The organism is Phenylobacterium sp. (assembly GCF_035944335.1).
Classification (GTDB): domain Bacteria; phylum Pseudomonadota; class Alphaproteobacteria; order Caulobacterales; family Caulobacteraceae; genus Phenylobacterium.
On record NZ_DASZBG010000100.1, the window covers coordinates 43,623 to 70,000 of the forward strand.

Below are 26,378 nucleotides of genomic sequence, written 5' to 3' on the forward strand. Positions count from 1 at the left end.
CGACATAGGAACCGGCCCCCGCATAGCACGTTGGCGGCGGGCCATGGCGCGCGTCCTTCCCGACCACACACCGCCCCAGCTGACCCCGGACGAGGTGAAGGCCGCCGGCCTTCGCTACGTCTCCGACCACGATGCCGGCATCGTGCGGCGGAAGTCCGGGACCGGCTTCAGCTATCGCAAGCCCGACGGCGGCCAGATCGACGAGGCGACCCTTGAGCGCATCCGCCATCTCGCCATCCCGCCGGCCTGGACCGACGTCTGGATCTGTCCCGACCCGCGCGGCCACATCCAGGCGACCGGCCGCGACCAGAAGGGCCGCAAGCAGTACCGCTACCACGACCGCTGGCGCCAGGTCCGCGACGAGAACAAGTACGATCGGCTGATCGCCTTCGGCCGCGCCCTGCCCCGGCTGCGGGCCCGTGTGGAGGAAGACCTCACCCAGCGCGGCCTCCATCGCGACAAGGTGTTGGCCGCCGTCGTCAGGCTGATGGAGATCACCCTGATCCGCGTCGGCAACGAGGAATACGCCAAGCAGAACAAAAGCTTCGGCCTGACCACCCTGCGCGACCAGCATGCGAAGATCAGGGGAGCGCGAGCGGTGTTCGAGTTCCGTGGCAAGAGCGGCAAGATGCACGAGACCGGCTTCCGAGACCGGCGCCTGGCCCGCATCGTCAAGGCCTGCCAGGACCTGCCCGGCCAGCGGCTGTTCCAATACCTCGACGACGACGGCGAGCAGCGGGCTGTCGAGTCCGCCGACGTGAACGCCTACCTGCGCGAAACGATGGGCGAGGATTTCTCGGCCAAAGACTTCCGCACCTGGGCCGGCACCGTCAACGCCGCGCGCGCACTCGCCATCGCGCCCGAATGCGGCAGCGCCACCGAAGCCAAGCGGAACATCAATACCTGCGTGAAGGCGGTCGCGGGCTTGCTGGGCAACACCGCCGCGGTGTGCCGGGGATCCTATATCCACCCAGTGGTCCTGCAGGCCTATTCCGACGGCGCCTTTCCCTTCAAGGGCGCCTCCGAGGGCCGGGCCTTCGAACTCGCCGTGCTGCGCTTCCTGGAGGAGGCCCGCGACCAGGCGCAGACGGAGATGCGGCAGGTGGCGCGCTCGCGGTCCGATCGCGTCGCCCCTGAGGCGCACGCCGCCCACGGCTAGCCTTCCGCGGCGTCGGTCCCCTAGAGTGCCTGGGTCCGCGCGGGCGAGCCCCGCACGCAGGGAGAACTGCCGTGCTGCCTCAGCGTCTGCGCTTCGGCGCCTTCATCGCGCCCTTCCATCCGGTCGACGAGAACCCGACGCTGGCGATCCAGCGCGACCTCGAGCTCGTGCAATGGCTGGACGAGCTGGACTACGACGAGGCCTGGATCGGCGAACACCACTCAGCCGCCTACGAGCTGATCGCCAGCCCCGAGGTGTTCATCGCCGCGGCGGCCGAGCGCACCCGGCACATCCGGCTGGGCACCGGCGTCTCCTCCCTGCCCTACCACCAGCCGCTGATCCTGGCCGACCGCATCAACCAGCTCGACCACATGACCCGTGGACGGGTGATGTTCGGCGTCGGCCCGGGCGCGCTGGTCTCCGACGCCTGGATGATGGGCATCCCGGTGCAGAAGCAGCGTGACCGCATGGATGAGGCGCTCGGCGTCCTGGTGAAGCTGCTGCGCGGCGAAGAGGTCACCCACCTCTCCGACTGGTTCGAGCTGCGCAACGCCCGCCTGCAGATGACGCCCTATTCGCGGCCGTCGGTCGAGATGGCGGTGGCCAGCCAGGTCTCGCCGACCGGCGCGCGGGCGGCCGGCCAGCACGGGCTTGGCCTGCTGTCGCTGGGCGCGACCACCACCGCCGGCTTCAATGCGCTGGCCTCCAACTGGGCGATCGCCACCGAACAGGCGGCCGAGCACGGCCAGACGATGGACCGCAACGCCTGGCGCCTGGTGGGACCCATGCACATCGCCGAGACGCGCGAACAGGCCATTGAGGATGTCCGCTTCGGCCTGGAGAAGTGGATCTATTATTTCCGCGAGATCGCCAACCTGCCGCTGGTCCCCGAGGGCGACGATCCGGTGAAGGCGATGATCGACACCGGCATGGCGGTGATCGGCACCCCCGACGACGCCGCGGCCCGCATCCAGCAGCTGGTGGAGGAGAGCGGCGGCTTCGGGGCCTTCCTGTTCATGGACCACAACTGGGCGCCCTGGGCGGCGAAGAAGCGCTCCTACGAGCTGGTCGCCCGTTACGTCTTCCCGAAATTCCAGGCCCTGAATCTCAACCGCGACGCCTCCATCGCCTGGGTGAAGTCGAACAAGGAGGAGTTCACCACCCAGGTGCGCGCCGCCGTCGGCGCCCGCATCGTCCAGCACATCCAGGAAAAGGGCACGGAAAACATCCGGCCGGAGATCGTCGCCCTGATCACCGGCCAGGCGCCGGTCAAGGCGGATTGACGTGGACCTCGCCGCCTATTTCGAACGCATCGGGTTCGAGGGCGAGGCGCGCGTCGACGCCCAGACCCTGGCGGCCCTGCACCGCGCCCACCTGCTGGCGATCCCCTACGAGAACCTCGACGTCCAGCTGCGCCGCCCGGTGACCATCGAACCCGAGGCCGCGTTCGAGAAGATCGTGCGTCGTCGGCGCGGCGGGTGGTGCTACGAGATGAACGGCCTGTTCGGCCTCGCCTTGGAGACCATCGGCTTCCAGGTCACGCGCCTGGCGGGCGGGGTCGTGCGCAGCGCCATGGGCGACCAGATGGTCGGCAATCACCTGGTCCTGCAGGTCGACCTGGACCGCCCCTGGATCGCAGACGTCGGGTTCGGCGACGGGGTGTTCGAGCCCTTCCCGCTGCAGGAGGGGCCCGTGCGGACCGCCGGTTTCGAGTACCGCATGGAACAACTGGACGACGGCTGGTGGCGCTTCCACAACCACCAGCTTGGCGGCGCGCCCAATTTCGACTTCCAGCTCGCGCCCGCCGATCCGGCCCTGCTCGCCCGCCAATGCGAATGGCTGCAGACCTCGCCGCAGAGTCCCTTCGTGCTCAACGCCACGGCGCAACGCCACCGTCCGGGGGAGATCCTGGTTCTGCGCGGCCGGACCCTGAAGCGCGTGCGGCCCGAGGGCTTCGAGGATCATCTGGTCGGTTCCGCCGATGAATTCGTCGACATCCTGGCCCGCGAATTCGATCTGGACCTCCCGGAGGCCGCGGACCTCTGGCCGCGCATCGCGGCGCGGCACGACGAGCTGTTCGCCGCGCCGGTCTGACGCCGGCCCTCAGCGCCGGTAGGTGAAGCCGATCCGATAGGTCCGGGGCGCGGAGAAGCTGACCACCCCGTCGGCCGTCTGTCCGACATCGAGGTCCGCGTTGGTGAGGTTGTCGACCGCCGCGTAGAGCTCGGCATCGCGCGCCACCTGCCAGGCCGCCCGCGCGTCCACCTGGGTCCCGGCGCGCAGTTTGCGGGTGTTGATGTCGTCCTCGAAGCGGTCGCCCTCGTAGCGCAGGGCGGCGGTGAGATTCAGCCGCTCGACGGGGCGCCAGTCGAGGCCGGCCGTCACCGTCAGCTCCGGCGTCTGGGCTGGGCGCAGGCCGGTGAGCTGCGGCGCCGAGGCGCCGCCGTTCACCCGGGCGTGCGTGGCCGCCACCGCGGCCCGCCAGCCGAGCGCCGGGGAGACCTCGCCCGACACCTCGCCCTCGAAGCCATAGGCGTCGATCTCGCCGGCGTTCTGCCGCTGGCGCAGCGTGCCGCCCGCCGGGATCAGGCCGGCCACGGGGAAGGTCCCAGGCCCGACCCCGATGGTGACATTGGTCACCGGGTCCTTCAGCCAGTTGTAGAACGCCGTCGCCGACCAGTGGACGAACCGGTCGCCCCCGAGGCCTGCCTCGACGCCTTGCAGGGTTTCCGGCTTGAGGTCCGGATTGGCCTCGGTCACGTCGTTGCCCACCCGGAACGGCCGGTAGAGCTCGTTGAGCGTCGGGGGCCGGAAGCCCGCATAGGCCGCGCCGCGAAGATAGACGGAGGGCGTCAGGCTGTAGCGGACGCCGATGCGACCGGTGGGCGTCGAGCCCGAGCTGTTGGGCGAGGCCTGGTCGAGGGTGTCGCGGCCGGTCGCGAGGTCCCATTCCCGCCGCTTGGCGTCGCGCTCCATCCATTCATCGATGCGCACCCCGCCGGTGACGATCCACGGGCCCTGGTCATAGGCGGCGTCGAGATAGGCCCCGGCGACGCCGCTCTCGCCGCCGGCCTGGCGGCCGCGGGTGAAGGCGCCGCTCAGGAAGCGGAAGCGCTCGGACTCCGTGCCGCGATAGAGGCGCGCGTCGAGCCCGGCTTCCCAGCTGATCGCGCCGAGGCGGCCCTGCAGCGCCGCGTTGGCGCCATAGCCCTGGGCCGGCGTGGAATATTCGTCGTTGGCCGGGGTGGTGGTCTGCCGGTCCGCCGCCACCGCCACGGAGCTGTTCTGCAGGTCGCTGTCCTGCACCCACAGCTGCACGCGCCAGCCGCCGGAACCCTTCTCCGGCGTCCGGCCGACGGTCAGCGCGCCCGAGCCGCCGGAGGCGATCGAGCGGGCGCCGGCGAGGCCCGCCCCGCGCCGTTCGCCGTAGGCGCCCAGGCGGGCGGCCACCTCGACGCCGTCGAAGTCGTGCTGCACGCGGAAGGACAGCGATTCCGCATCGAGGGTGAGCGGCTCGTCGGCGGCGCCGCGCCTGGGGCCGCGCACCGGCGTGTAACCGGCGCTCGACTGCGCCTGGCCCACCACCAGCAAGCCGGGCGCGCCGGCCGCCGCGGCGATCCGGTAGCTGGCGAGACTGCCGGCCGAGACGTCGAGCGCGGAGAGTCCATCGGTGGCGCCGCGCTCCTGCAGCGCCACGACGCCCGTCAGGGCGCCCGCGCCATAGGGACCGGCGCCGGCGCCCCGCACCACGCTGGCCCCGTCCAGTCCCTCCGGCGGCAGCGCCGTCCAGATCACCCAGCCGCCGAACGGATCGTTCTGCGGCGCGCCTTCCAGCGTGACCAGCGCCCGTCCGGCGCCCGAAGGGCCGATGGCGCGCAGGGAAAGGCCCTGGGTCGTGGGGTTGGCCCCCGCGCTGCTGGTGCGGCGGAAGAGGGAGACGCCGGGCACGGTCTCCAGGGCGTCGTCGAGCCGCGGCGTCGTCTTGAGCGCCGCGGGCCCGATCTGCACCGCGCTGAAGGCGGCCTCGCCGCCCAGCGGGGCGAGCCTCGGCGGATAGACCACCACGACCTCGACCTGATTGGCCGGCGGCGCAATATCGATCGCCATGAATTCCCCCTTCGTGGCCGCGCTTCTAGCCGGTCCAGGTCGCCGGCGTGTTGCACCGTCGAATGCTGGTCGCCGGCGCGGTTCACCGTTACCTAGGTGGGATGGCGGACGGCATGGTCAAGGTTGCGATCGTCACAGGCGCCGGCAGCGGCATCGGTCGCGCGACAGCGCTCGCCCTCCTGAACACCGGCTGGTCCGTGGGCCTCGCCGGCCGCCGCGGCGAGCTGCTGGAAGAAACCGCCGGGATGGCGGAGACGCCCGGCCGCGCGCTGCCAGTGATCGCCGACATCGGCGACAAGGCCTCGGTCGACGCCCTGTTCGCGACGGTGCGCGACCGCTTCGGCCGCCTCGACCTGTTGTTCAACAATGCCGGGACCGGCGCGCCGCCGGTGCCCCTGGAGGAACTCTCGCTCGATCACTGGAAGCGCGTCGTCGACATCAACCTGACCGGCGCCTTCCTGTGCACCCAGGCGGCCTTTCGGATCATGAAGGACCAGGACCCGCGCGGCGGGCGGATCGTCAACAACGGCTCGATCTCCGCTCACGTCCCGCGGCCGCGCTCGGTCGCCTACACCGCCACCAAGCACGCGATCACCGGCCTCACGCGGTCCACCTCGCTCGATGGCCGCGCCTATGACATCGCCTGCGGCCAGATCGACATCGGCAACGCCGGCACCGAGATGACGCGGGCCATGAGCAAGGGCGTCATGCAGGCCGACGGCGCGATCGCCCCGGAGCCGGTCATGGACGTCCAGGCGGTGGCCGACGCCGTCCTCTACATGGCCGGCCTGCCGCTGGCGGCGAACGTGCAGTTCCTGACGGTGATGGCCACCAAGATGCCCTTCATCGGGCGGGGTTAGCGAGGCGTCCGCAGACGCGCTTTACCGGCTGGAAGACCTAGAGAATCTGCCCTTGGCGGTAGGCGATCTTGGCGTTGCCCCTGATCCGATGGCCGCGCTTCGTCACCTCAAGGCCGATGTAGTCTCGATTGATTTCGCACATCAGCAGCCCAAGACACTCGTGCCGTTCCATGCCCGGCTCCATGTCTGTCTCGACGTGCAACTCCAGACGCCGCGGGTCCGGCCCGTAATTCCTGATCACGGCGTCATCGCCGTAGTACTTCCGAACACACTGTCGAATGTAATCCGCCTCGGCTGCTTTGAGTGGTGCAGGCTCCTGAGGTGGAGCCGGCGGGCGGGCGACAGGCACTTGGAATCCTCCTCTCAGACCCCGCGCTCAGGAGGCTCTTCAGAGACGCCCGTCAGTTCCCGCCCTTGGCGGCCGCTTCTTCCTGGAGCCGAGCGCCGCGCAGGATGCCGGCCATCGCGTAGTTCCCCTCGTGGCAGGCGTATTCGTAGATCATCCCCTTGCCGGGCTTGAACGAATATTCCCCCGACCAGGGCTGGGTGTAGTGCACCGGATCGTCGACGGTGAACTGGTAGAGCAGCTCGTCCTTGGCGATGCGCGTGAACCGCTCTGTCACCGTGCCCTCGGCGGAGACCGGCGTCATGGTTCGCCCTTCCTGGATCGGGTGCACGTTCTTGGTCTCGATCACCATGGTGTCGCCTTCCCACCAGGCGACCGTGTCGCCCAGCCAGGGCCGGATCACCGGCGGCTTGTGGGCAGCGCGGGCTTCCTTGGCGGAGGCAAAGATCGGCGCGATCCGAACGTCGTGGTTCATCTCCAGCTGGATCACGAAATAGCCCGGTGTGACGAAGAAGCTGTAGTTGTTGTTGTAGATGGCGTTGAGCATCACCGGCCCGCCCGCGTCGCTCTGGGCGATCAGGCACCGCTCGCGCAGGGGAAGGTCCTCCGGCCCCGCGTAGGCCCCCTTCCCGGACCGGTACTCGACGCCGTCGCGCATCATCAGGGCGAGGCTCTTGGCGCGATCGCGGAACGGCATCTTGCCGTCCGCGGGGCTGGTGATGAACGACGAGCGCGCCTCTCCGCGGACCCGCATCAGCCCGTCGCCTGAATCGATCCAGAAGCCGTTGTAGCCGGCCGTGGCGTTGCCATCCTTGAACGTGCCCTGGCTGAGGTCCGAAGGGGCGTTCGCCGACTCCTTCCGGGCGATCGTCTGCCGCTGGACCTCGTCCGCCTGCGCCTTCGGCACCACGAGCTGCTTGAAGGCCGGGGGCCGCTCGAGCTGGGTGACGGTGGCGTTCGTCCACACCCCCTCGAAATTGCGCGCCAGATCCTTGGGCGGCGAAGCGGGGCGATCGGGCTGGCACCAGGCCGGGTTCGCGAGCAGTGCGGCCAGCATGGCGGCCGCAGACATGGCGCCTGCCCTCATCTCATCGTCCTCCCAGGTTCACCCGCCTTCGTTGCGTGCGGGCGCGTCGAGACCTCGGGCGACAGTAAACCCGCCCCGGCCCCGATGAACAGACACTCCGGTCAGCCGGCCTCGGCGAAGCTCGGCTCGCGCTTCTGCATATTGGCCGTCACCGCCTCGACCTGGTTCGGGGAGCCGATCAGCGCCACCTGCTCGCGGGTCTCCTCCAGGAAGATCTTGTCGATGGAAGCATCGGACTGGGCGAGGTTGAGCAGGCGCTTGCCGGCCCGGATGCCGTTGGGGTTCTTGGCCGCGATCTCGCGGGCCAGCGCCAGGGCCTCGGCGCGGGGATCGGCGCAGACGCGGGTGGCGAGCCCCATGGCCACCGCCTCCTCGCCGTTGAAGATGCGCCCGGTCCAGGTGAGTTCGCGGGCCACGTCATCGCGGATCAGGCCGCGCATCAGGACGATGCCCGCCATGTCCGGCACCAGACCCCATTTGATCTCCAGCACCGCCAGCCGCACGTCGGGCGTCACGAAGCGCAGGTCGGCGCCCAGCGCCAGCTGGAAGCCGCCCCCGAAGGCCACGCCGTGCACCGCGGCGATCACCGGCACGGGCACCTCGCGCCAGACGTAGCAGCACTGCTGCGCCCGGTTCGCCCCGGCTTCGGTGCGGCCGCGGGTGAGCTCGGCGACCGAGCGCTCGCCGCCGCGGCGTTCGCCCGAGGCCATCTGCTGGAAATTGCCCATGTCGAGGCCGGCGCAGAAGGCGCGGCCCTCGCCCGACAGCACCACGGCGCGGACGCCCTTCTCGGTCTTCAGCCGTTCGCCGGTCTCGACGAGGGCCTCGAACATGGCGTTGTCGAGGGCGTTCATCTTGTCCGCCCGCACCAGGCGGACGTCGGCGACGCCGTCCTTCAGGTCCACTGTGACGCGATCGTTCATGGCTTGGTCCTCCGGATCAGACACGCGCGATCAGATAGCCGATGCGCGGGAAATGGACATGCAGGGGGCCGAGGTCGTCGGTGTCGCGGGCGATCACGATGCGCTGGGGCGTGAGCGCCACCAGATGGCCGGCGATGGGCTCGCGGCCGTAGTCGTCCGCGCTGACGTTGATCAGGTCGCCAGGTGACAGGCTGAGCGGATCGCTCGCGTCGTGCGCCGGGGCCGGCGCGGGCTCGGCGTCGCGGGCGATCTTCAGCGCCTCGGCGCCGCTCACCTCCGACCGGTCGCCGTGGCCGATGGCCCGCATTCGCCCCCGCCAGGCGTCGACCCGGGGAAAGCTTGCCAGAAGGTTCTCGGCCTGGCTCCGCGCCGCGGCCGAGAGCCACCACACGTTCATGTAAGCGGCGACGTCGGCGAGAGAGGGCGTTGATCCGCCTAGGAAATCATCCGCGGCCAGTCCGGCCTCAATCCACGCGGCGTGGGCCCGCCACTGGGCCTTCATGGGCACGGCCGCCGCCTTCATGGCCGCCATGTCGAAAGGCCGCCCGGAGAGCTTCTCGCGGTCAGCGATGAATGCCGCCGGCACATTGTCGCCGATGGCCCCGAACACCACCGCCACGGTCGCCTGGAAGAAGATCCGATCGGCCCAGATGTTCACCGCCCAGTCGCCGCCGCGCACCAACCTCGGCTCAGGCGCGCGCGCCTCGATCTCCGCCAGGATCACCTGGGTGTCGCAATAGACGTCGGCCCCCACCTGCATCACCGGGATGCGGCGATAGCCGCCGGTCAGCGGGACCAGTTCGGGCTTCGGCATGATCACCGGCTGGATCACCGAGCGCCAGGCCAAGCCCTTGATGCCGAACATCACCCGCGGCTTTTCGGAGAACGGCGAGGTGTCGTAGTGGTGCAGGATGAACTGCGGCTGCATTTCGGGGGGCATCAGGCGAACTCCGGCGCGAAGCGGATGTTGTCGTGCTCGAGGCCCTTGAGCACCACATCGAGGCCGCCCGACTTGATCATCCACTCCAGCCGATGGTCACGGTATTCGCGCTTGAACAGTCCCTTGGCCACCAGATCGGCGACGTCGCCCATGTCGGCGTCCCGGCTCCAGGCGCGGATATCGTCCACCGTCTGCGCAACCGAGGGTCGGGCGTTGGCGCGGCCCAGCCATTCGGTAAGCCGCGAGCCCTCGGGCAGGGCATGACCCTGCCCCACCGCGCCGTTGACGAAGGGGACCACGGCCAGGTCGCCCCAGCCGAAGGCCTCGCCGTTGAACCAGGTGCGGTGTCCGAGCTGGCGCTCCAGCCAGGCGTAGAAACCGGAGAGCTGCCGGGCCGCGGCCGCGCGGATCGCCTCGGCCTGCGCACCCTCCGCCCGCTTGAACCAGCTGAGCTCCGAAAGGCCCCAGGTGATCGCCTCGAAGTGGGTGTCCATCACCTCCTCGAGCATGCGCACCCGGGCGCGCTCCTCGGGCGCATGGGGCCGCATGGCCTCGGCCGGATAGGCGTCCTCCAGATATTCCAGGATGATCGTGGAATCGAAGACGCGGACCTCGCCATCGATCAGCGCCGGCACCTCCGCCCGCGGACTGGCCTCCACGAAGGCGCCGACCGCCCCGCCCGCGCCCATGCCCTGCGGCAGCACCGCCGCAAAGGTCAGGCCCTTCTCGCGCAGCGCGATCTTGACCTTCTGGGCATAGGGCGAGAGCGGATGTTCGTAGAGGGTCAGGCTCACGGCAGGATCTCCGACAGTTCGACCTTCTGGGCGCGCTTGGCCGCCTGGAACGCCGGGCGCGCCTTGAGCCGCTCCCAGTAGGCGGCGATCGCGGGCGATACATCGTCCAGCAGCTTCAGGTGATTGGCGAGCAGCAGCGCATAGCCGACCGAGATGTCAGCGCCGGTGAACCGCCCCGCGCAGAGCCAGTCGCCGCTCGCCAGCGCCCGATCCACATGGCGCAGCCGTGACAGGAACCAGCGCGCATAGTCGTCGGCCACCTGTTCGGCGCGGCCGGGCTCCAGGGTCCGGTAGCGAAGCACCAGGGTCTGGGGGAAGGTCAGGGTGGCCTCGCCGAAATAGAGCCAGTTGAGCCAGGCGCCGTAGGCGGCGTCGTCGGTCTCGACGAGCAGGTCGTTGGGGGCGTGGCGCACGGCCAGGTACTGCACGATGGCGGCGGACTCGGTCATCAGCGTGGGACCGTCGATCATCGCCGGGATTGTCCCCAGCGGATTGACCTCTAGGTACTCCGGCGCCCTGGCGCGCGGCGGGAAGGGCAGGACGTGGAGCTCGTAGGGCAGCCCCAGCTCCTCCAGCGCCCAGAGCGCGCGGAACGAACGGGCGTCCGGGCAATGATAGAGCTGGATCACGCGGCCATTCCTTGGGGCAACCCCTTCAGCCAGTCGAGTAGCAGGGCGGTGGTCTCGGCCGGCCGCTCCTGCTGGGTCCAGTGGCCGCAGCCCGGCAGCACATGTACGCCGCGCAGGTCGCCCGCGTGCTGGCGCATCAGGGCGCCCGGATCGGCGATGCGGCCAAAGCCGTTGAACGCCGGGTCGCGGTCGCCGCCGATCAGCAGCGATGGCTGCTCGATCTTGCGGTCCTTGAAGGCCTGCAGCCATTCGAAGTCGCGTTCGTGGTTGCGATAGCGGTTGATCGGCCCGCGGAAGCCCGAGCCCTCGAACTCGCCGACGTAGTAGTCGAGGTCCGTCGGGCTGAGCCACGCCGGGAACGGGTCGGGATCCACCATGCCTTCCAGGAGGGTCGCGTCGGCCGTCTTCTGGGGCCAGGTCCCGTCCGGCGCGTCGCCGCAGATGCCGTAGTAGAATTTGCGCAGGAAACCGCGCACGTCGGCCTCGGCTTCCGCCTCCGGGGGCCCCACTTTCTGGAACCAGGCCTGGTAGAAGAACCGGTTCTTCTGGGTGTACAGCGCGTCGAAAATCTCGGTGAACGGGCGGGTCGGCACGCCGGTGTAGGGCACCGAAAGCCCCGCCACGGCGGCGATCCGCTCGGGCCGGGTCAGCGCGGTGTTCCAGACGATCGGCGCGCCCCAGTCGTGGCCGATCAGGATCGCCGGGCGATCCGGCTGCAGCGCTTCGGCGACGCCGGCCACGTCGGCGGTCAGCCGCTGCATCGCATAGGCCTCGATCGGCTGCGGCTTGTCGGAGCCGCCATAGCCGCGCACGTCGATGGCGCAGGCGGTGAAGCCCGCCGCCGCGATCGGCGCCAGCTGATGGCGCCACGAGAACCAGCTCTCCGGGAAACCGTGGACGAGGACCACCAGCGGCCCAGCACCCTCCAAGGCGCAGCGCAGCCGCGCCTCGCCGGCGTCGATGGTGCGGAACTGCGGCATGGCTCCTCCCGATGCGCGAACCATGTTCCTGCCGCAGGCGGCCATGGCAAGCCTGACCCGGCGTCAGCGTTGACCTCGCCCGCCCACGTGCCAGCATCGCCGAAGGAGGCGCGCCATGGGCTCCATGACCGAGACGACGGCCGGCTTTGACGCCGTGGTGAGCCGGGTGGAGGCCCATGTGGCGGTCATCACCCTGAACCGCCCGCAGCGACGCAACGCCTTGAACTATCAGGCCTATGACCAGCTGGAAGCCTCGTTCCGGGCGGCATCCGCCGACCGCGAAATCCGCTGCGTCGTGGTCACCGGCGCCGATCCCGCCTTCTGCTCCGGCGACGATGTGGCGGAGATCATGGCCGGACCAAAAGCTGTCTCGGCGTCCGCGCCGCGCGAAATCCGCCCGACCCCGGCCGCCATGGCCGCCCTGGACTGCGAAAAGCCGATCATCGCGGCGGTCAATGGCGCGGCCGTCGGTTGGGGCATGGAACTCGCGCTCTTCGCCGACATCCGCATCGCCTCGGAGCGGGCGAAGTTCGCGGAGTTGTTCGTCAAGCGCGGGCTGGTCTCCGATGTCGGCGGCTTCTACCGCCTGCCCGCCATCGTGGGGCCCGCCAAGGCCGCGGAACTTCTGTTCACCGGCGAGGTCATCGACGCGGCCGAGGCCCTGCGGATCGGCCTGGTGACCGAGGTGGTCGCCCATGACGATCTTCTGCCTCGCGCGCTCGGTCTCGCCGGCCGCATCGCCGCCAACCCGCCCCTGGCCGTCCAAGCGCTGAAGGCCGGGCTGAAGCGCGCCGCCCATGGCGACCCGCAGGAGATCGGCACCTGGGCGATGAGCGAAATCCGCCGGCTGATGAAGACCGAGGATCACCGGGAAGGCGTGGCGAGCTTCCTCGAGAAGCGCGAGCCGCTGTTCAAGGGTCGTTGATTTGGGGGGCCGCCGATGGACGAACTCGATTTCTCCGGCAAGCGGATATTGGTGGTCGGTGGCTCCAGCGGCATCGGCAACGGCGTCGCCCATGGGTTCCGCGAGCGGGGCGCCGAGGTCCACGTGTGGGGCACGCGGGGCACGGCGGCCGACTACGCCGGCGTCGAAGGCTCCGACCTGACGGGCTTGGCCTATGCCCAGGTGGACGTCGGCGATCGGGCGCAGATCGCGGCGGCCGAAGCCTTTGCGGACGGGCTCGACGTGCTGGTGCTCTGCCAGGGCACGGTGGTCTATCGCCGTGGCGAGTTCGAGCCGGAGGGCTGGGACCGGGTGATCGCGGTCAATCTCGACAGCCTGATGGCCTGCGCGACCAGGTTCAAGGCGCCACTGGCCGCGCGCCAGGGGGTGATCATCATCGTCAGCTCGGTCTCGGGCTTCACCTCCAATCGCGGCAACCCGGCCTATGCGGCCTCGAAGGCGGGCGCGGTCAGCCTGACCAAGACGCTGGGCGAGGCCTGGGCGCCGGAGGGGATCCGGGTCGTCGGACTCGCGCCTGGCCTGGTGGACACCAAGCTGACCAAGGTCACGACCGAACATCCGGGGCGGCTCGAAGGCGCCCTACGCTCGATCCCGCTCGGCCGGATGGGCACGCCGAAGGACATGGCCGGCGCGGCCCTGTTCCTGGCCTCGCCGCTGGCGGCCTATGTGGTGGGCCAGACCCTGATCGTCGACGGAGGGCTGAGCCTTTGACCGTAGATCCCGCCAGCCGGTCGGTGCGTGGCCTGACCGTCCTGATCACCGGGGCGGCCAGCGGCATGGGCCGCGCCACCGCCGAGCTGTTCGCCGCCGAGGGGGCCAACGTCGCGGCTACCGACCTCGCCGAGCCGGCCGTGCGCGAACTCGCTGACGGCCTGCAGGCCAAGGGGCTGACCGCGGAGGCCTGGGGCCTGGATGTGGCCGACGCCGCGGCCATCGTCACGGTGACCGACGCCGTCGCGGCGCGGTTCGGCGGGATCGACGTGTTGATCAACAACGCCGGAATCTCCGCCTTCGCGCCGATAGATTCCCAGGGTTATGAAGCGGTCTGGGACCGGGCGCTTGCGGTGCTGCTCACCGCCCATCAGCGGCTGGTCCGCGCCGCCCTGCCCCACCTGCGCAGGTCGGCGAGCCCGCGGATCATCAACATCGCCTCCACCGAGGCCCTCGGCGCCACGGCGCGCGACAGCGCCTATGCGGCGGCGAAGGCCGGCGTCACGGGCCTGACCCGGGCGCTGGCCGTCGAGCTCGGCCGCGAAGGCATCACCGTCAACTGCATCTGTCCGGGGCCTATCCTCACCGGCATGACGGCGGCGATCCCGGACGCCGACCGGGCGACCTTCGCACGGCGGCGCACGGCGCTCGGCCGCTATGGGCGTCCGGAAGAGGTGGCGCACATGACCCTGAGCCTCGCCCTGCCGGCGGCGAGCTACATCACCGGTGCGGTGATCCCGGTGGACGGCGGACTGATGGCGCGCAACGCCTGAAGTCTCGTCAGGCGGCGGGCGCGGTCTTGCGGCGGCGCGGCTTGGCGACGGCTGCCGTCATCTCCGCGTGTTCCTCCAGCGCCTCGATGACCAGGTTCAGACGATCGGGGACGGGCTGGGTCTCGACGGTGCGGAACATGCCGTGCAGTCCGCCTTCGATCAGCGCCAGCTTGCGCTGGCGATCGGCGGCCCGGGCCTTGGTCCAGAGCACCAGGGTGGCGCCCGCGGCCAGCGGCCACACGACGGCGGCCGAAGCGGCGGCGATTTGGAGGGGAGCGGCGAAGAGGCTCATGGTCGCGCCTTTGCTGAACCGGTCGACTGAAACCGCGCCGACGGGTTCCTTCAATAACAAAAGACGCCCCAGGCCATTAAGTGGCCACGGTTTCGCCCGCCGCGCAAACGAAAACGGCCCCGCCAAGGGGGCGGGGCCGCTTCGAACTTTGGGTGCGGGGACAGGACCAATTCACAGCGGCACTTGGTCGGCAAGAGCCGCTTGCCGCCGACCTTCGATGGGAAATGACTGACATGGATACCCAACTCTACAACGACCGCCAGGTCGCGGCGTTTCTCGGCGTCTCCACCAGCTGGGTAAGGCTGCAACGCTTCAACCGCCGCCATGGCAAGCCTCACGTATTCAATCTCGATCCTGTGCTGGTGGGCAGCTCGCCTCGATATGTGCGGCGCGACGTAGACGAGTTTGTCGTCGGTTTGATCCGCAACCGTGAGCGCAGGGGGGCACCTGATGGGGGGCGCGTTTCTTCACCCAACTAAACCGTTGAAGCGGCTGACAGATTTAACTCAACGGCATTCCTTATCCGAGCGCCATATAATGTCCCCGTCCCATAGCCAATTTGCCACCCTGCCAGATGTCGTATTCCTTTGATTCAGATGATTTCGACGGGTGTCGTTTCGATGAGTTCCTGAACCTGCCCCAGGCTGAGAGAGACGCGCTGCTGGAGGCTTTGAGGCCCATTTGCGACGAAGGTCGCCAGCGGGGCCGCACGGTGCACGGCATCACACGTTTAGGGCACACGTTGGGTCTGATCGCCGCCAATGCCCTCTTGGCTAAGAGCGCTGAACGGGGCCCGGCATGCTTCTACAGCCGAGCACGGAGCACTTACAGCTCGAACGGCGCGTACAACCCGCCTTGGCTTACCTATCGGGTCTTGATCGACACGATCGACAAATTGACGGCAGCTGGTCTGCTTGAAGGGGTTCGATCGCGCGCAACCGGCTTCGGCGATAGTCCCAGGTCAACGTTTGAAGCCACAGATCACCTCATTGGGCTGCTCGGTGGGCTCGAAATCTCGGCAGCGGGAGTGGCAAGAGACGAAGCCGCTGCCCCAGTGCTCGTTCTGAAGGGGGAGGCAATACGAAACACAAAGCCTTGGCTGCAATATCCCCGGAACGCCTTGCACATTCAGGCTCTCGACCAGCCGGTCAGGGCGTTCAATGCCTTTTTGAGGGAACAGCAGTTGGACTGGGCCGCACCCAATGAGGCTGTCGCTGCACTGGCTCAGAAGGAGGACGAGTACAGGCGAAGGATCGGGCACCCTAATCCTGCCCGCCGCAACCTGAGGCGCGTGTTCAACGATGGGAGTTGGCAGAGAGGCGGACGATTCTACGGGGGCTGGTGGCAGGCATTGCCGGCCGATCTGCGTCAGCACGTTCGCATAAATGACGAGCCCGTGGTTGAGCTGGACTTCGGCGGTTTCCTACCTCGGGCAATCTATCATCAGTCGAACCTCGACCTACCGGGCGACGCTTACGACATTCCGGAAATCCGGCAGCGCGCCGAGCAACAAGCTATGGATTGGGGAGGGGTGGTCCGACCTTCTGTCAAGAAATTGATGGCGGTGATTTTGAACGGATCAAAACCAGAGAGCCGGATTGGAGGCATCGATCTCCCGAAAGGGCTGAGAAAGAAGAGGGCCTACGAATTGATCGAGGCGCATCACCTGCCGATCAGCGAATGGTTCTACAAAGGGCGTGGAGTTGAGATCATGAACGCCGAGTCGGAGATCTGCCAGCGCATCCTTTCGGAGGGTGTGGAAGCAGGCGTCGCGGTTCTGCCGGTCCATGATTCCTTTATCGTGCCGGCCTCTCAGGAGGCGTGGCTACGCGAGTTGATGGATCGGGCCTATTTTGATCGCTTCAACCGTCATCCAGTCATCAACTGATCCTGGGCATCCACTCACGACACATCTTCATAGTAGGAACGCTAAAGCGCAGCTTCATTCGTGATCCTGTCCTTCGCGAAGGAGCACACAAGGCTCTACGGCTAGTGCCTCCGCTAGTCGCCCTAGTGCCCTTACGGTGGGATTTCGGATGCCTCGCTCAAGGTCGCTGAGATAGCTGCGCTTCATCTGAGCCAGGTGCGCCAGTTCCTCCTGTGACAGCCCCTGCTGCTTGCGCAGATCGCGCACGTTCCTACCGAGGAGCCCCACCACGTCCATCGGCAGAGTTGGACGGAACTCGTGGGTTTTAGCTGTCCCCCACTCGTGTCATTTATCCGCCGAGCATGTCTTTAGAGGGGGAGTCCAATGTGGAAGACATCGATGCTTGTGGCCGCTCGCGGGTGCCTGGCTACAGCTTTATTCTCGACCGTTGCCGCCGCCGCACCTTACTCGATCCTCGCAGCGCAACCGGACGCCATTCTGTTTCAGGACCACGGGAACGTCGCCCTGAGTTCAGGCGGTAAGACGGTATGGACCTACATGGTGGTGCGCAATGCCGCGTCTGACGGAACCGTACTGGATGCGGTCGAGTGGGAGGTGGATTGCTTGCGAAGCCGAGATCGAAAAGCTTTCACGGCAACTTACAACGCCAGCGGCGCTGAAATAGCTCACAAGGAAGTCCACGAAGATTGGCGAACTGTCGTCCCGTACAGCACGAACGCCATGATCGTGAAGAACGCATGCGACGGCGCATCTGCGGGCGAAACGTTCGGTCAAGGAACCGATCTAAGACGCCTAGTGGCTGCCGCTCAGACGATGATGGGGCGCGGCGCAGCTCGGTGAGTTACCGTTCTACTCCTCGCAAGACACCTCAGATGCGCAACTATCGCGCACCTTTCGGCTTGGCGGACGGAGCCTCTTCCTTTCGCGTCTTTTCGACAGCAGTGGAAATGCGTTCAACAGTTCCGCTCTTGGAACCCTTGGGCCGGCCAAGCGCGCGCTCAATCCCGTCCACCACCTTTGTGATACGGGCCTCTTCCGGCGACGAAAGGGGCTTAGACCGGGTCAGCAGCCAAATCCGTTGAACCACGGCATCGAGCACAAATCGCTTGCCCTTGTACTCGGCAACCAGGTCAAGAACTCGCTGGTCCCAATTTCCTACGCCGAGATCTAGGCATACCAGCACGATGAGGAGTTTTTCGAGTCCCTCGAGGTTCGTTCCGTCCAGGGCCCTTTCATATATCTGAGCGAGGTTGCTACTCCCAATCCCCTCGGCGGCCTCGCCCCCTATGAAGAGGAACAGTGCTTGGTTGAGCACGTATCTCAGGACGCGCCGAACTTCCTCCGACGTCGGTATTTTCTCCGCGACGTCTGGCCTGTCAAACAGGGCCATAATTTCGTTCACGGCGCGTGTATAGGACAAGTAAATCCGCGCAACGTTCCTGAAGTATGCTTCCATCGCCTTGAGTTTTAGTTCTGCGTCAACGAACTCCGAATTTCGAACAGCTCGCCCCAGAAGATCGTTAGCGGCTACAAATGTCGGGATGTCCATGAGGGCGGTCACGTTCGCCGTCGACTTGGCATCTCGTTCAGTGTTTTCACTGCTGCGGCTGTTAATGCCGGCACTTGCTTGGGCCTTCTGCGGAGTTCCCGCGACCCGCTTATCCGCTTCGTCGAGCAAGTCATCGATCTGCTCGGAGGTCAGCTTTTTTCGACGAATGTCGAGTAACTGCCGGTCCGAAATTCCTAGGGCAGATTCAGTCACCGCCATCTGGTCAAATATTTCGAGCTGCATTTCGGCAATCTCGATCGGGGCCGAGAGAACGACATGGCTAGTCAACGTGACCAGAATCTCAGCAGCGTCGCGGATCAATCCGGTGAGCAAATCAATTTCGCGAGAATACTCAACAAACTCAAATGTATTCAGTATCCGCCTTAGTTCATCCGGTTCCGCTCTGAGGTAAACCGCACAAAAATAATCTTGGAATGCGCGATATTTGAACGAAATAGAGCCGTCCTCCCGCACCAATATACCGCAACCAACTAGAGAATCCAGGATGCGCCCCGGATCGTATGTCAGTCCGCGAACGCTCAGGAATGAGTTTAGGAAGGTTTCGACCTCAAGCGCCGTCGCAACTCCACTTTTCCCTCGCAGGAAATGCGCTATCTCTCGAAGCGTTATTTCTTTCGAAACCGCGTCAAACGTACCTCGAACAGCTTGGGAGAAATCGGCCTTTTCGAGCAAATAGTCAGCGATGTTGTTCAGGAGGACCGCTTCATTTACTCGTTCGAAATTCCGCTCTTGGAATACTGCCCACAATAGCAGGGTAACGATGTAGCCCGTCTTAGGAAGATTGCTACGACGAATGTGGGTCATCACGGCGGCATATGCTTGGTCCCTGTCCAGTCCCGTTTGTTCGCACCACCGAGATGACAGAGCCCGGATGGCGCGGCGTGGCAGTGCCTGGATATGGGCAGTCTGAAACCCGCCGAGGGCGTCCGCGGGGTCGCTTTGAATTGCGAGGCCGCCCACAAGCGCGTCTGCAAAGCAAATGACCCGGCAACTACCGATCTGGCTGAGCAACGCTTGGAATTGCGCCTTTGCCGAGGAGTCTTGGCCGCTGTAGTTGTCGACCAGAAACAAGAAATCGCCTCTCTCAACGAGGGCGTCGGCGTCCAAGCCCACTCGTGTAGCACCGAAATAGGCCCCTATTGCGCGTTTCAAGCTATAGAGATTCTTCGGCGTGACCTTTCTGTAGTCAATGACGACGGGGATGCGGGGGCGATCCACCACTCCCTCCGCGCAGAGGACGGCCATGTAGTGGGCTAGACTCGATTTGCCGCACTCGCGCTCGCCCACCACGAGAAAGTTCGCCTCAGCGCGGAGCAGATCCTCGCCATTGAGCTGCTTGCTCCGGTCAACCTCTAGCGTTCCCTCTTTCGTTTCCGACCGAAACAGCGTGATCGGGGGGCATTCAAAGGCTTCCTTCACATCAAGTGCGGGGTCTCCATCGCGGTCCGCGATCTTCATCTGTTCGGACGCGGCGCGTCTGATTGCCGGTCGAGCTTCGCGGAGAAACCTTTCGACCTCAGGAAAGGCGGGCTTAGTGATGGTTGGCTTGAAATCGAAGGTCGCTGTTCCATTTTCCACCACGTCAACAGCGACGTCGAATGTTCGCCGATCATTGAAATATGTGCGCGCTACCACCGTCAGTTCTTCGACGTCTGGATCGAGGATTACGAATTGGTAGCCGTTCGGATAGCCTCTCTTTTCGTAGAGGCAGCCAGTTTGGCAAAGTACCGCTCTGCCATTGCCGGTCACTCGGAGCTCCGGCCTTGTTCGGTGTGCGTGCCCATAGAAGAGAGCGTCGAACTCCGCGTACAAACGGCTTGTGACAGCACTCTCGTCGAATTCCGCCAGCCACTCCAAAGGATGGTGAAAAAGCGCCAGTCGAATATCGGCACCGTTCAGATCCTGGACGGCATTATCGACATTGCGCTCACCCAATAACAGGCGATTGCGGTCAACGGCGTCGCCTTCTCCAGTCGCGCGCCAAGCGGTATTGAAGCACGCTACACCAACCGAAGCTCCCGGTAGGGAAAGGCTAAAGGTCCGCAGGAGGGGGCTCGACCTTATTGGGGTAGCTCCGCCCCCGCCCACGACGTACCGGTCAAAGTGTTCCATTCGCGCGAGGGCGACTTGGTTCGAAGCCGACTCTGAACTGAGGCCGTCGATGAAGCGGTTTACCTCGTCGACACCCAAGAGAGTCTGCGTCAGCCCGACATCCACGAACGAATCCGAACGTACGACCCTCCTTCTGATGTCGTGGTTTCCAGGAGTGATGAACAACCGATCTTTCTGAAGGCCCGTGGCCAATAGAACGCGATCGATTAGTTCGGTCTGGGCCGATTGAAACTCTTCCCAGTTGTCGCCCGATTGGACCAAGTCCCCTGTAAAGAAGATCAGGTCAGGCGAGAGGGACCTGTCTCGCTGAAGCTTGGCTAAGTCCGCAATCAGCGCGTCAACGATGATACGCTGGTCGTTCTGCTTTTCAGCTGACCAATGGAAATCGGAGAGATGAAGGATGGTCGTGTTTGGCACCGCTCGTCACCTTGGGAGTGGTGCCGTCTCGATGACCGACACGTCTGCGCCCCAGCAATCAGCCTAAGGTGGCGGCGGCACAAGGCAAGACAAAGGAGGGGGGCCAATCTCTCGAATTTTTTTGCGGAACTCTCGACCTACGAGGTGCATGAAAAGAGACGTCCCCCGCCCCCCCGGTACCCGGTCTATTCCCAGTTAAACTTCCACTTTTCAAAGTGTTCGTTCGCGAATTAGCACTTGATGAGGGGAGTCCCGCCGTTTCCAGTCCGTCAAACGGTGGTTTGGGATTGGGAAATGGCAGAGCCGCAGAGCTTCATTGCGTACTACCGGGTGAGCACAGATCGACAAGGCCGCAGCGGGTTGGGCCTGGATGCGCAGCGCGACACAGTGCGCCGGCACATCGATCACCAGGCCGGAGAGCTGCTTGCTGAATTCACCGAGGTCGAGAGCGGCAAGAGGTCCGACCGTCCTCAGTTGCATGCGGCGCTGACAGCCTGTCGCACGCATCGCGCGGTCCTCATCATCGCCAAGCTGGATCGCCTCGCTCGAAACGCGCGTTTCCTGCTGACCATCGTCGAGGGGGCCGGCGATGAGGGCGTTGTCTTCTGCGATCTCCCACATGTGCCGGCTGGACCGGTAGGGAAGTTCATGCTGACGCAGCTCGCGGCCGTCGCCGAGCTTGAGGCCGGGCTGATCTCCCAACGGACCAAGGACGCTCTTCGCGCAGCCAAGGCCAAAGGCACGAAGCTGGGCAACCCATCGCTAATCGCAGGTTCGCCAATCCAAGCTCTCCGCGCCAGCGCCGTCGCCAGTGCGCGAGCAAAGGCATGGGCTCGCGACGTGCTGCCCTACATCGAGGCGGCAAGAAAGGCGGGAGCCGTCACGCTGAGCGACCTTGCGGAGGCTTTGGAATGCCGTGGCGTGCGGGCCGCAAGAGGCGGAACAAGGTGGTCGCCGTCTCAGGTTCAGCGAATATTGTCGACTTCGACAGAATAAGTCTAGTTACTGTCGTTTTAGTTGACTATTACTGATATATCGGTTATAATATGAGAGTACCAGTAAGGTATCGAACTTCTCACAACTTAATTTGGATACTATTGATTTGAACAAGACGCACAAATTACTGACGCTGAACGCAATCACTCTCCTGCCCGAGACCTCCATGCCCCGCCACCTGCAGCCCAAGACCGTATGGTATTTGGCGATGGTCTATCTCGGCGCGCAAAACGCGGCAGGCCGCAAGCTGGACGACAAACTGAAGGCGGAGGCCTTCGCCTATCTGAAGGAAGTGAACCAGCACTCGTTCGAGGGTTACGTCTTCGAGCATGTCCTCGAGGCCCAGCTGGACCGCGCATGGGAGATTTGCCAGGTCGGGAAGAACAACCTCTTCAAGTCTCTCGCCGCTAACGACAACGGCACCATCGAGCTGAGGATTACAGTCGGTGGGTGAAGTCCTACCTCTGGCCGGATCAAGGGAGGGCGGCGTTATGCTTCCCTCCAGAGACTCGCTCCGCACGCCGGGAGAGACGGCATGTGCATTCAATCCAATCGAAGATATCGCGGCTGCGCTCGGCCGCCTGCTCGCCCATCGTCTTAGGGAGGACAGTTCATGCCCCGCGTAGCCCTCTATGCCCGCTACTCTTCGGATCAGCAGAATGCTCGATCTGCCGAAGACCAACTCGCACACCTTCGCGCCTCCCTGGAGGCCAGGGGGTGGACCGAGGTGGCCTCCTACAAGGACGAGGCGATCTCCGGCGCCAACGTCATGACGAGGCCCGGCCTGCTTCGCCTTCTAGCTGACGCGCAGCAGGGCACCTTCGACATAGTCTTTGCAGAAGCCCTTGACCGGATCTCGCGCGATCAGGCCGACACGGCTCAAATCTTCAAGACACTCCAGTTCTATGGCGTGGAGCTGCACACGAGTTCGGAAGGGCTGATCAACACAATCCAAGCGGGGTTCGCGGGGATCATGAACCAGCTCTTCCTCTCCCAACTCGCGGACAAGACGCGACGCGGCCAGGTTGCCAACGTGAAGGCCGGTAAATCGGGCGGTGGGAAGTGCTACGGCTATCGCACCGAGGCCAGCATCTACGCGATCGTGCCAGAAGAGGCCGACGTAGTGCGGCGTATCCTGACAGCCTACGACGAGGGCAAGTCACCGCGGAGCATCGCGGCGGCTCTGAATGCGGACGCGGTGCCCAGTCCTCGCGGTGGGGAGTGGACGGCCGCCACCATCAACGGAGATCGGCGCGTTGGTGATGGTATCCTCCATCAACCCCTCTACGCCGGCGAACTTGTCTTCAACCGCCGGCGCTATCGCAAGCACCCTGAGACCGGGCGTCGATCATCTATCATCAACCCACCCGACCAATGGGTGCGAGTGCCAACTCCTGATCTACGGCTGGTCGATGACGCTCTCTGGCAGCGCGTACAGACTCGAAAGGCTGAGCTTGGAGACAAGCCGCTGGGCTCTCGAAAGCGTCCGCGACGCCTTCTAGCCGGCCTGCTTCGTTGCGGCCTCTGCGGCGGCTCAATGACCGTACAAGGTGGCGAAAGGTTTGGCTGCTCAGCTCACCGGGAACGCGGGACGTGCTCCAACTCAAGGACGATCAAGGTTGCCCAGGTCGACGAGCAAGTCCTTCAGGGTGTCCGGGATCATCTTCTTCAACCGGCCACCATCGAGCACTCCATGCGGGCCTACCAAGCGGAGCTGGCGGCCGGCAGCGCGCAGGCGATCAGTCATAGGTCGTCTGTGGAACGTGCCCTTCAAGACGTTGAAGGTCGCCTGCAGCGCCTTCTGGACCTCTACGAGCGTGACGTGATCGGCCTCGATACCTTCCGCGAGCGTCTGACCGGAATCGAAGCGAAGAGGGACGGCCTAAGGACTGAGCTAGCGGGGCTCGCCATGCCTCCGACCTATAGCGTCCATCCTAAGGCCGTGGAGCACTACAGGAGCCTCGTGGAGGACCTTCACGCCACCTTGGCAGCCAATGACGCTGCAGCGGCTTGTGAGGCTTTCAGGGGACTCTTAGACCGCGTGGTGGCCACCCCTCCAAGCGGGGATTCCAAGACCTTTGAACTCGAAATCCATGGCCGGCTCGCTGCACTCCTCAGCACAAACAAAAACACCCTCCCCGAAACGTTCGGAAAGGGTGCTGCTGTGATGGGTGCGGGGACAGGATTTGAACCTGTGACCTTCAGGTTATGAGCCTGACGAGCTACCGGGCTGCTCCACCCCGCGGCAAAGCCGGTAATGAGAAATCGTGATTGAAGGGTTTGACCTGTGCATCCGCTTGGTAGACCTGGCAGCGACCTACTCTCCCGCGCCTTAAGACGAAGTACCATCGGCCCAGGGGGGCTTAACGACCGAGTTCGGAATGGGATCGGGTGGGGACCCCCCGGCAAAACCACCAGGTCAACGAAGCGGATGCAAAGAAGAAGACATCATCGTCAGCTTTACCAAAGCAAAGCATTCATGAGTTTTGATAAGAACGATCAAGCCGATCGAGCGATTAGTACCAGTAAGCTCCGTGCCTCGCGGCACTTCCACACCTGGCCTATCAACGTGGTGGTCTACCACGGCTCTCGGCGAAGCCTTGTTTTGAGGTAAGTTTCCCGCTTAGATGCTTTCAGCGGTTATCTTTTCCACACTTAGCTACCCTGCTGCGCAGCTGGCGCCACGACAGGTCCACCAGAGGTGTGTCCATCCCGGTCCTCTCGTACTAGGGACAGATCCTCTCAAGCTTCGTACACCCACGGCAGATAGGGACCAAACTGTCTCACGACGTTCTGAACCCAGCTCACGTACCACTTTAATCGGCGAACAGCCGAACCCTTGGGACCTGCTCCAGCCCCAGGATGTGATGAGCCGACATCGAGGTGCCAAACTTTGCCGTCGCTGTGGACGCTTGGGCAAAATCAGCCTGTTATCCCTAGAGTACCTTTTATTCGTTGAGCGATGGCCCTTCCATACAGAACCACCGGATCACTATGGCCGACTTTCGTCTCTGCTCGACTTGTCAGTCTCGCAGTCAGGCGGGCTTATGCCATTGCACTCGTCGAGCGATTTCCGACCGCTCTGAGCCCACCATCGCGCGCCTCCGTTACACTTTGGGAGGCGACCGCCCCAGTCAAACTGCCCGCCACGCCATGTCCCGGACCCGGATAACGGGCCGCGGTTAGACGTCAGTAACAACAAGGGTGGTATTTCAAGGTTGGCTCCACCGAAGCTGGCGCCCCGGTTTCATAGCCTCCCACCTATCCTACACATGTTGTCACTAACGCCAAGGCGAAGCTGCAGTAAAGGTTCATAGGGTCTTTCCGTCTGACCGCGGGAACCCCGCATCTTCACGGGGAATTCAATTTCGCTGAGCCTATGCTGGAGACAGTGGGGAAGTCGTTACGCCATTCGTGCAGGTCGGAACTTACCCGACAAGGAATTTCGCTACCTTAGGACCGTTATAGTTACGGCCGCCGTTTACCGGGGCTTCAATTCGGAGCTTGCACCCCTCCTTTTAACCTTCCGGCACCGGGCAGGCGTCAGACCCTATACGTCGCCTTGCGGCTTCGCAGAGCCCTGTGTTTTTGATAAACAGTCGCTACCCCCTGGCCTGTGCCACTCAGACTTGCTTGCGCAAGGTGAGTCACGCTTATCCCGAAGTTACGCGTGCAATTTGCCGAGTTCCTTCAGCATAGTTCTCTCAAGCGCCTTGGTATGCTCTACCAGTCCACCTGTGTCGGTTTCGGGTACGGTCTCTGTTGGAGTTATTTCCAGGAACCCCTTCACTGCCGGGAGCAATCCAGTAAGCCCCGACAATTTACGGAATTCGTCACTTCCAACTGGCCCAGGAATATTCACCTGGTTCCCATCGATTACGCCTTTCGGCCTCACCTTAGGGGCCGGCTAACCCTGCGCAGATTAGCTTTACGCAGGAACCCTTGGACTTTCGGCGAGAGTGTCTCTCACACTCTTTGTCGCTACTCATGTCAGCATTCTCACTTCCGATACCTCCAGCCAGCCTCACGGCTGACCTTCACAGGCTTACGGAACGCTCCGCTACCGCGTGCATTGCTGCACACCCATACCTTCGGCGAATGGCTTGAGCCCCGTTACATTTTCCGCGCAGGATCGCTTGACCAGTGAGCTGTTACGCTTTCTTTAAATGATGGCTGCTTCTAAGCCAACATCCTGGTTGTCAAAGCAATCCCACATCGTTTCCCACTTAGCCATTACTTGGGGGCCTTAGATGATGGTTAGGGTTGTTTCCCTTTTCACGACGGACGTTAGCACCCGCCGTGTGTCTGCCAGATAGTTCTCTCGGGTATTCGGAGTTTGGTTAGAATTGGTACAACTCGCGCCGCCCGCATCCATCCAGTGCTCTACCCCCCGAGGAATTCGTCTGACGCACTACCTAAATAGTTTTCGCGGAGAACCAGCTATGTCCAGGTTTGATTGGCCTTTCACCCCTATCCACAAGTCATCCCAGAATTTTTCAACATTCACGGGTTCGGTCCTCCAGCTGGTGTTACCCAGCCTTCAACCTGCTCATGGATAGATCACCTGGTTTCGGGTCGTCATGCGACGTACTTATTCGCCCTATTCAGACTCGCTTTCGCTGCGCCTACACCTAACGGCTTAAGCTTGCACGGCACATGAAGTCGCTGACCCATTATACAAAAGGTACGCCGTCACCCCGCGTGGGGGCTCCGACTGCTTGTAGGCTTCCGATTTCAGGTTCTATTTCACTCCCCTCGTCGGGGTGCTTTTCACCTTTCCCTCACGGTACTTGTTCACTATCGGTCATTGAGGAGTACTTAGGCTTGGAG

24 protein-coding genes, 1 tRNA gene and 2 rRNA genes (1 of these 27 only partly in view) are annotated in these 26,378 nt (G+C 64.5%); 13 read left to right on the forward strand and 14 right to left on the reverse strand.

Annotated features, from left to right (window positions below; translation table 11 throughout):
• Window positions 1–43 precede the first annotated feature (43 nt).
• The 3 genes from VGT80_RS16425 to VGT80_RS16435 all read left to right on the forward strand — a co-directional run bounded on the left by VGT80_RS16425 (window position 44) and on the right by VGT80_RS16435 (window position 3,253).
• On the forward strand, window positions 44–1,159 hold the full coding sequence (locus VGT80_RS16425; protein ID WP_327457704.1) for a DNA topoisomerase IB: 1,116 nt from the start codon (window positions 44–46) through the stop codon (window positions 1,157–1,159).
• Between the two features lie 71 nt (window positions 1,160–1,230).
• Window positions 1,231–2,442 carry an LLM class flavin-dependent oxidoreductase gene (locus VGT80_RS16430; RefSeq protein WP_327457706.1) on the forward strand — a complete coding sequence of 404 codons (1,212 nt, stop codon included), beginning with the start codon at window positions 1,231–1,233 and terminating at the stop codon, window positions 2,440–2,442.
• A gap of 1 nt (window position 2,443) precedes the next feature.
• The gene (locus VGT80_RS16435; RefSeq protein ID WP_327457708.1) at window positions 2,444–3,253 is read left to right on the forward strand and encodes an arylamine N-acetyltransferase family protein; all 810 of its coding nucleotides are present in this window, start codon (window positions 2,444–2,446) and stop codon (window positions 3,251–3,253) included.
• Between the two features lie 9 nt (window positions 3,254–3,262).
• Here VGT80_RS16435 and VGT80_RS16440 read toward each other — a convergent pair whose 3' ends face one another.
• Entirely contained in the window at window positions 3,263–5,266 is a 2,004-nt protein-coding gene (locus VGT80_RS16440) for a TonB-dependent receptor (protein ID WP_327457709.1), read from the reverse strand.
• 113 nt (window positions 5,267–5,379) lie between these two features.
• Here VGT80_RS16440 and VGT80_RS16445 point away from each other — a divergent pair, with 113 nt between their 5' ends.
• The gene (locus tag VGT80_RS16445; RefSeq protein WP_327457711.1) at window positions 5,380–6,126 is read left to right on the forward strand and encodes an SDR family oxidoreductase; all 747 of its coding nucleotides are present in this window, start codon (window positions 5,380–5,382) and stop codon (window positions 6,124–6,126) included.
• 37 nt (window positions 6,127–6,163) lie between these two features.
• Here VGT80_RS16445 and VGT80_RS16450 read toward each other — a convergent pair whose 3' ends face one another.
• From VGT80_RS16450 to VGT80_RS16480, 7 genes are all read right to left on the reverse strand, one after another.
• Window positions 6,164–6,475: a hypothetical protein gene (locus VGT80_RS16450; protein WP_327457713.1), complete on the reverse strand. Its 312-nt coding sequence runs from the start codon at window positions 6,473–6,475 to the stop codon at window positions 6,164–6,166.
• A gap of 52 nt (window positions 6,476–6,527) precedes the next feature.
• Window positions 6,528–7,544, reverse strand: a complete 1,017-nt coding sequence (locus VGT80_RS16455) for a hypothetical protein (RefSeq protein WP_327457715.1) — start codon at window positions 7,542–7,544, stop codon at window positions 6,528–6,530.
• A 116-nt stretch (window positions 7,545–7,660) separates the two neighbouring features.
• Window positions 7,661–8,482, reverse strand: a complete 822-nt coding sequence (locus VGT80_RS16460) for a crotonase/enoyl-CoA hydratase family protein (protein WP_327457717.1) — start codon at window positions 8,480–8,482, stop codon at window positions 7,661–7,663.
• A gap of 16 nt (window positions 8,483–8,498) precedes the next feature.
• Window positions 8,499–9,422 carry a glutathione S-transferase family protein gene (locus VGT80_RS16465; protein WP_327457719.1) on the reverse strand — a complete coding sequence of 308 codons (924 nt, stop codon included), beginning with the start codon at window positions 9,420–9,422 and terminating at the stop codon, window positions 8,499–8,501.
• Window positions 9,422–10,216: a glutathione S-transferase family protein gene (locus tag VGT80_RS16470; RefSeq protein ID WP_327457721.1), complete on the reverse strand. Its 795-nt coding sequence runs from the start codon at window positions 10,214–10,216 to the stop codon at window positions 9,422–9,424. Before VGT80_RS16470 ends, VGT80_RS16465 begins: the two co-directional genes overlap by 1 nt.
• Window positions 10,213–10,845 carry a glutathione S-transferase family protein gene (locus tag VGT80_RS16475; RefSeq protein ID WP_327457723.1) on the reverse strand — a complete coding sequence of 211 codons (633 nt, stop codon included), beginning with the start codon at window positions 10,843–10,845 and terminating at the stop codon, window positions 10,213–10,215. Before VGT80_RS16475 ends, VGT80_RS16470 begins: the two co-directional genes overlap by 4 nt.
• Entirely contained in the window at window positions 10,842–11,825 is a 984-nt protein-coding gene (locus VGT80_RS16480; protein ID WP_327457725.1) for an alpha/beta hydrolase, read from the reverse strand. Before VGT80_RS16480 ends, VGT80_RS16475 begins: the two co-directional genes overlap by 4 nt.
• 115 nt (window positions 11,826–11,940) lie before the next feature.
• On the opposite strand from VGT80_RS16480, the gene VGT80_RS16485 reads away from it, so the two are divergent.
• Genes VGT80_RS16485 through VGT80_RS16495 form a run of 3 tightly spaced genes read left to right on the forward strand, consistent with a single transcriptional unit; the run spans window position 11,941 to window position 14,273 of the window.
• Window positions 11,941–12,750: an enoyl-CoA hydratase/isomerase family protein gene (locus VGT80_RS16485; protein WP_327457727.1), complete on the forward strand. Its 810-nt coding sequence runs from the start codon at window positions 11,941–11,943 to the stop codon at window positions 12,748–12,750.
• A 15-nt stretch (window positions 12,751–12,765) separates the two neighbouring features.
• Window positions 12,766–13,500 (forward strand): SDR family NAD(P)-dependent oxidoreductase, encoded by a 735-nt coding sequence (locus tag VGT80_RS16490; protein WP_327457729.1) that lies wholly within the window; start codon window positions 12,766–12,768, stop codon window positions 13,498–13,500.
• Window positions 13,497–14,273, forward strand: a complete 777-nt coding sequence (locus VGT80_RS16495) for an SDR family NAD(P)-dependent oxidoreductase (protein ID WP_327457731.1) — start codon at window positions 13,497–13,499, stop codon at window positions 14,271–14,273. The genes VGT80_RS16490 and VGT80_RS16495 overlap by 4 nt, the downstream gene beginning before the upstream one ends.
• 7 nt (window positions 14,274–14,280) lie before the next feature.
• Here VGT80_RS16495 and VGT80_RS16500 read toward each other — a convergent pair whose 3' ends face one another.
• Window positions 14,281–14,565 (reverse strand): hypothetical protein, encoded by a 285-nt coding sequence (locus VGT80_RS16500; RefSeq protein WP_327457733.1) that lies wholly within the window; start codon window positions 14,563–14,565, stop codon window positions 14,281–14,283.
• Window positions 14,566–14,798: 233 nt separating this feature from the next.
• Here VGT80_RS16500 and VGT80_RS16505 point away from each other — a divergent pair, with 233 nt between their 5' ends.
• Window positions 14,799–15,044: a hypothetical protein gene (locus tag VGT80_RS16505; RefSeq protein ID WP_327457735.1), complete on the forward strand. Its 246-nt coding sequence runs from the start codon at window positions 14,799–14,801 to the stop codon at window positions 15,042–15,044.
• 95 nt (window positions 15,045–15,139) lie between these two features.
• Entirely contained in the window at window positions 15,140–16,453 is a 1,314-nt protein-coding gene (locus VGT80_RS16510; RefSeq protein ID WP_327457736.1) for a hypothetical protein, read from the forward strand.
• A 54-nt stretch (window positions 16,454–16,507) separates the two neighbouring features.
• On the opposite strand, the gene VGT80_RS16515 is transcribed toward VGT80_RS16510, so the two are convergent.
• Complete coding sequence (locus VGT80_RS16515) at window positions 16,508–16,729, reverse strand: helix-turn-helix transcriptional regulator (protein WP_327457738.1); 222 nt, start codon at window positions 16,727–16,729, stop codon at window positions 16,508–16,510.
• Window positions 16,730–16,816: 87 nt separating this feature from the next.
• Here VGT80_RS16515 and VGT80_RS16520 point away from each other — a divergent pair, with 87 nt between their 5' ends.
• A complete protein-coding gene (locus VGT80_RS16520) occupies window positions 16,817–17,293 on the forward strand; it encodes a hypothetical protein (RefSeq protein ID WP_327457740.1) in 477 nt (158 codons plus the stop codon).
• 40 nt (window positions 17,294–17,333) lie between these two features.
• On the opposite strand, the gene VGT80_RS16525 is transcribed toward VGT80_RS16520, so the two are convergent.
• Window positions 17,334–20,552, reverse strand: a complete 3,219-nt coding sequence (locus tag VGT80_RS16525; protein WP_327457741.1) for a metallophosphoesterase — start codon at window positions 20,550–20,552, stop codon at window positions 17,334–17,336.
• Window positions 20,553–20,846: 294 nt separating this feature from the next.
• Here VGT80_RS16525 and VGT80_RS16530 point away from each other — a divergent pair, with 294 nt between their 5' ends.
• From VGT80_RS16530 to VGT80_RS18625, 3 genes are all read left to right on the forward strand, one after another.
• Window positions 20,847–21,548, forward strand: a complete 702-nt coding sequence (locus VGT80_RS16530) for a recombinase family protein (RefSeq protein ID WP_327457743.1) — start codon at window positions 20,847–20,849, stop codon at window positions 21,546–21,548.
• Window positions 21,549–21,654: 106 nt separating this feature from the next.
• Window positions 21,655–22,002, forward strand: coding sequence for a hypothetical protein (locus tag VGT80_RS16535; protein WP_327457745.1), 348 nt, complete (start codon window positions 21,655–21,657; stop codon window positions 22,000–22,002).
• 159 nt (window positions 22,003–22,161) lie between these two features.
• Entirely contained in the window at window positions 22,162–23,760 is a 1,599-nt protein-coding gene (locus tag VGT80_RS18625; protein ID WP_414693920.1) for a recombinase family protein, read from the forward strand.
• Here the strand turns inward: VGT80_RS18625 and VGT80_RS16540 are convergent.
• The 3 genes from VGT80_RS16540 to VGT80_RS16550 all read right to left on the reverse strand — a co-directional run.
• A tRNA-Met gene (locus tag VGT80_RS16540) sits at window positions 23,717–23,793 on the reverse strand. The two genes, VGT80_RS18625 and VGT80_RS16540, sit on opposite strands and share 44 nt — an antisense overlap.
• A 59-nt stretch (window positions 23,794–23,852) precedes the next feature.
• Window positions 23,853–23,967, reverse strand: a 5S ribosomal RNA gene (gene rrf / locus VGT80_RS16545).
• A 76-nt stretch (window positions 23,968–24,043) separates the two neighbouring features.
• Window positions 24,044–26,378, reverse strand: a 23S ribosomal RNA gene (locus tag VGT80_RS16550) (it continues 470 nt past the right edge of the window).

Bases quoted from the DNA above. Each gene is read 5' to 3' on its own strand.
- VGT80_RS16425 (WP_327457704.1), top strand. From the start codon at position 44: ATGGCGCGCGTCCTTCCCGACCACACACCGCCCCAGCTGACCCCGGAC.
- VGT80_RS16440 (WP_327457709.1), bottom strand. From the start codon at position 5,266: ATGGCGATCGATATTGCGCCGCCGGCCAATCAGGTCGAGGTCGTGGTG.
- VGT80_RS16445 (WP_327457711.1), top strand. From the start codon at position 5,380: ATGGTCAAGGTTGCGATCGTCACAGGCGCCGGCAGCGGCATCGGTCGC.
- VGT80_RS16455 (WP_327457715.1), bottom strand. From the start codon at position 7,544: ATGTCTGCGGCCGCCATGCTGGCCGCACTGCTCGCGAACCCGGCCTGG.
- VGT80_RS16460 (WP_327457717.1), bottom strand. From the start codon at position 8,482: ATGAACGATCGCGTCACAGTGGACCTGAAGGACGGCGTCGCCGACGTC.
- VGT80_RS16465 (WP_327457719.1), bottom strand. From the start codon at position 9,422: ATGCCCCCCGAAATGCAGCCGCAGTTCATCCTGCACCACTACGACACC.
- VGT80_RS16480 (WP_327457725.1), bottom strand. From the start codon at position 11,825: ATGCCGCAGTTCCGCACCATCGACGCCGGCGAGGCGCGGCTGCGCTGC.
- VGT80_RS16485 (WP_327457727.1), top strand. From the start codon at position 11,941: ATGGGCTCCATGACCGAGACGACGGCCGGCTTTGACGCCGTGGTGAGC.
- VGT80_RS16490 (WP_327457729.1), top strand. From the start codon at position 12,766: ATGGACGAACTCGATTTCTCCGGCAAGCGGATATTGGTGGTCGGTGGC.
- VGT80_RS16500 (WP_327457733.1), bottom strand. From the start codon at position 14,565: ATGAGCCTCTTCGCCGCTCCCCTCCAAATCGCCGCCGCTTCGGCCGCC.
- VGT80_RS16505 (WP_327457735.1), top strand. From the start codon at position 14,799: ATGGATACCCAACTCTACAACGACCGCCAGGTCGCGGCGTTTCTCGGC.
- VGT80_RS16510 (WP_327457736.1), top strand. From the start codon at position 15,140: ATGTCGTATTCCTTTGATTCAGATGATTTCGACGGGTGTCGTTTCGAT.
- VGT80_RS16515 (WP_327457738.1), bottom strand. From the start codon at position 16,729: ATGGACGTGGTGGGGCTCCTCGGTAGGAACGTGCGCGATCTGCGCAAG.
- VGT80_RS16520 (WP_327457740.1), top strand. From the start codon at position 16,817: ATGTGGAAGACATCGATGCTTGTGGCCGCTCGCGGGTGCCTGGCTACA.
- VGT80_RS16530 (WP_327457743.1), top strand. From the start codon at position 20,847: ATGGCAGAGCCGCAGAGCTTCATTGCGTACTACCGGGTGAGCACAGAT.
- VGT80_RS18625 (WP_414693920.1), top strand. From the start codon at position 22,162: ATGCCCCGCGTAGCCCTCTATGCCCGCTACTCTTCGGATCAGCAGAAT.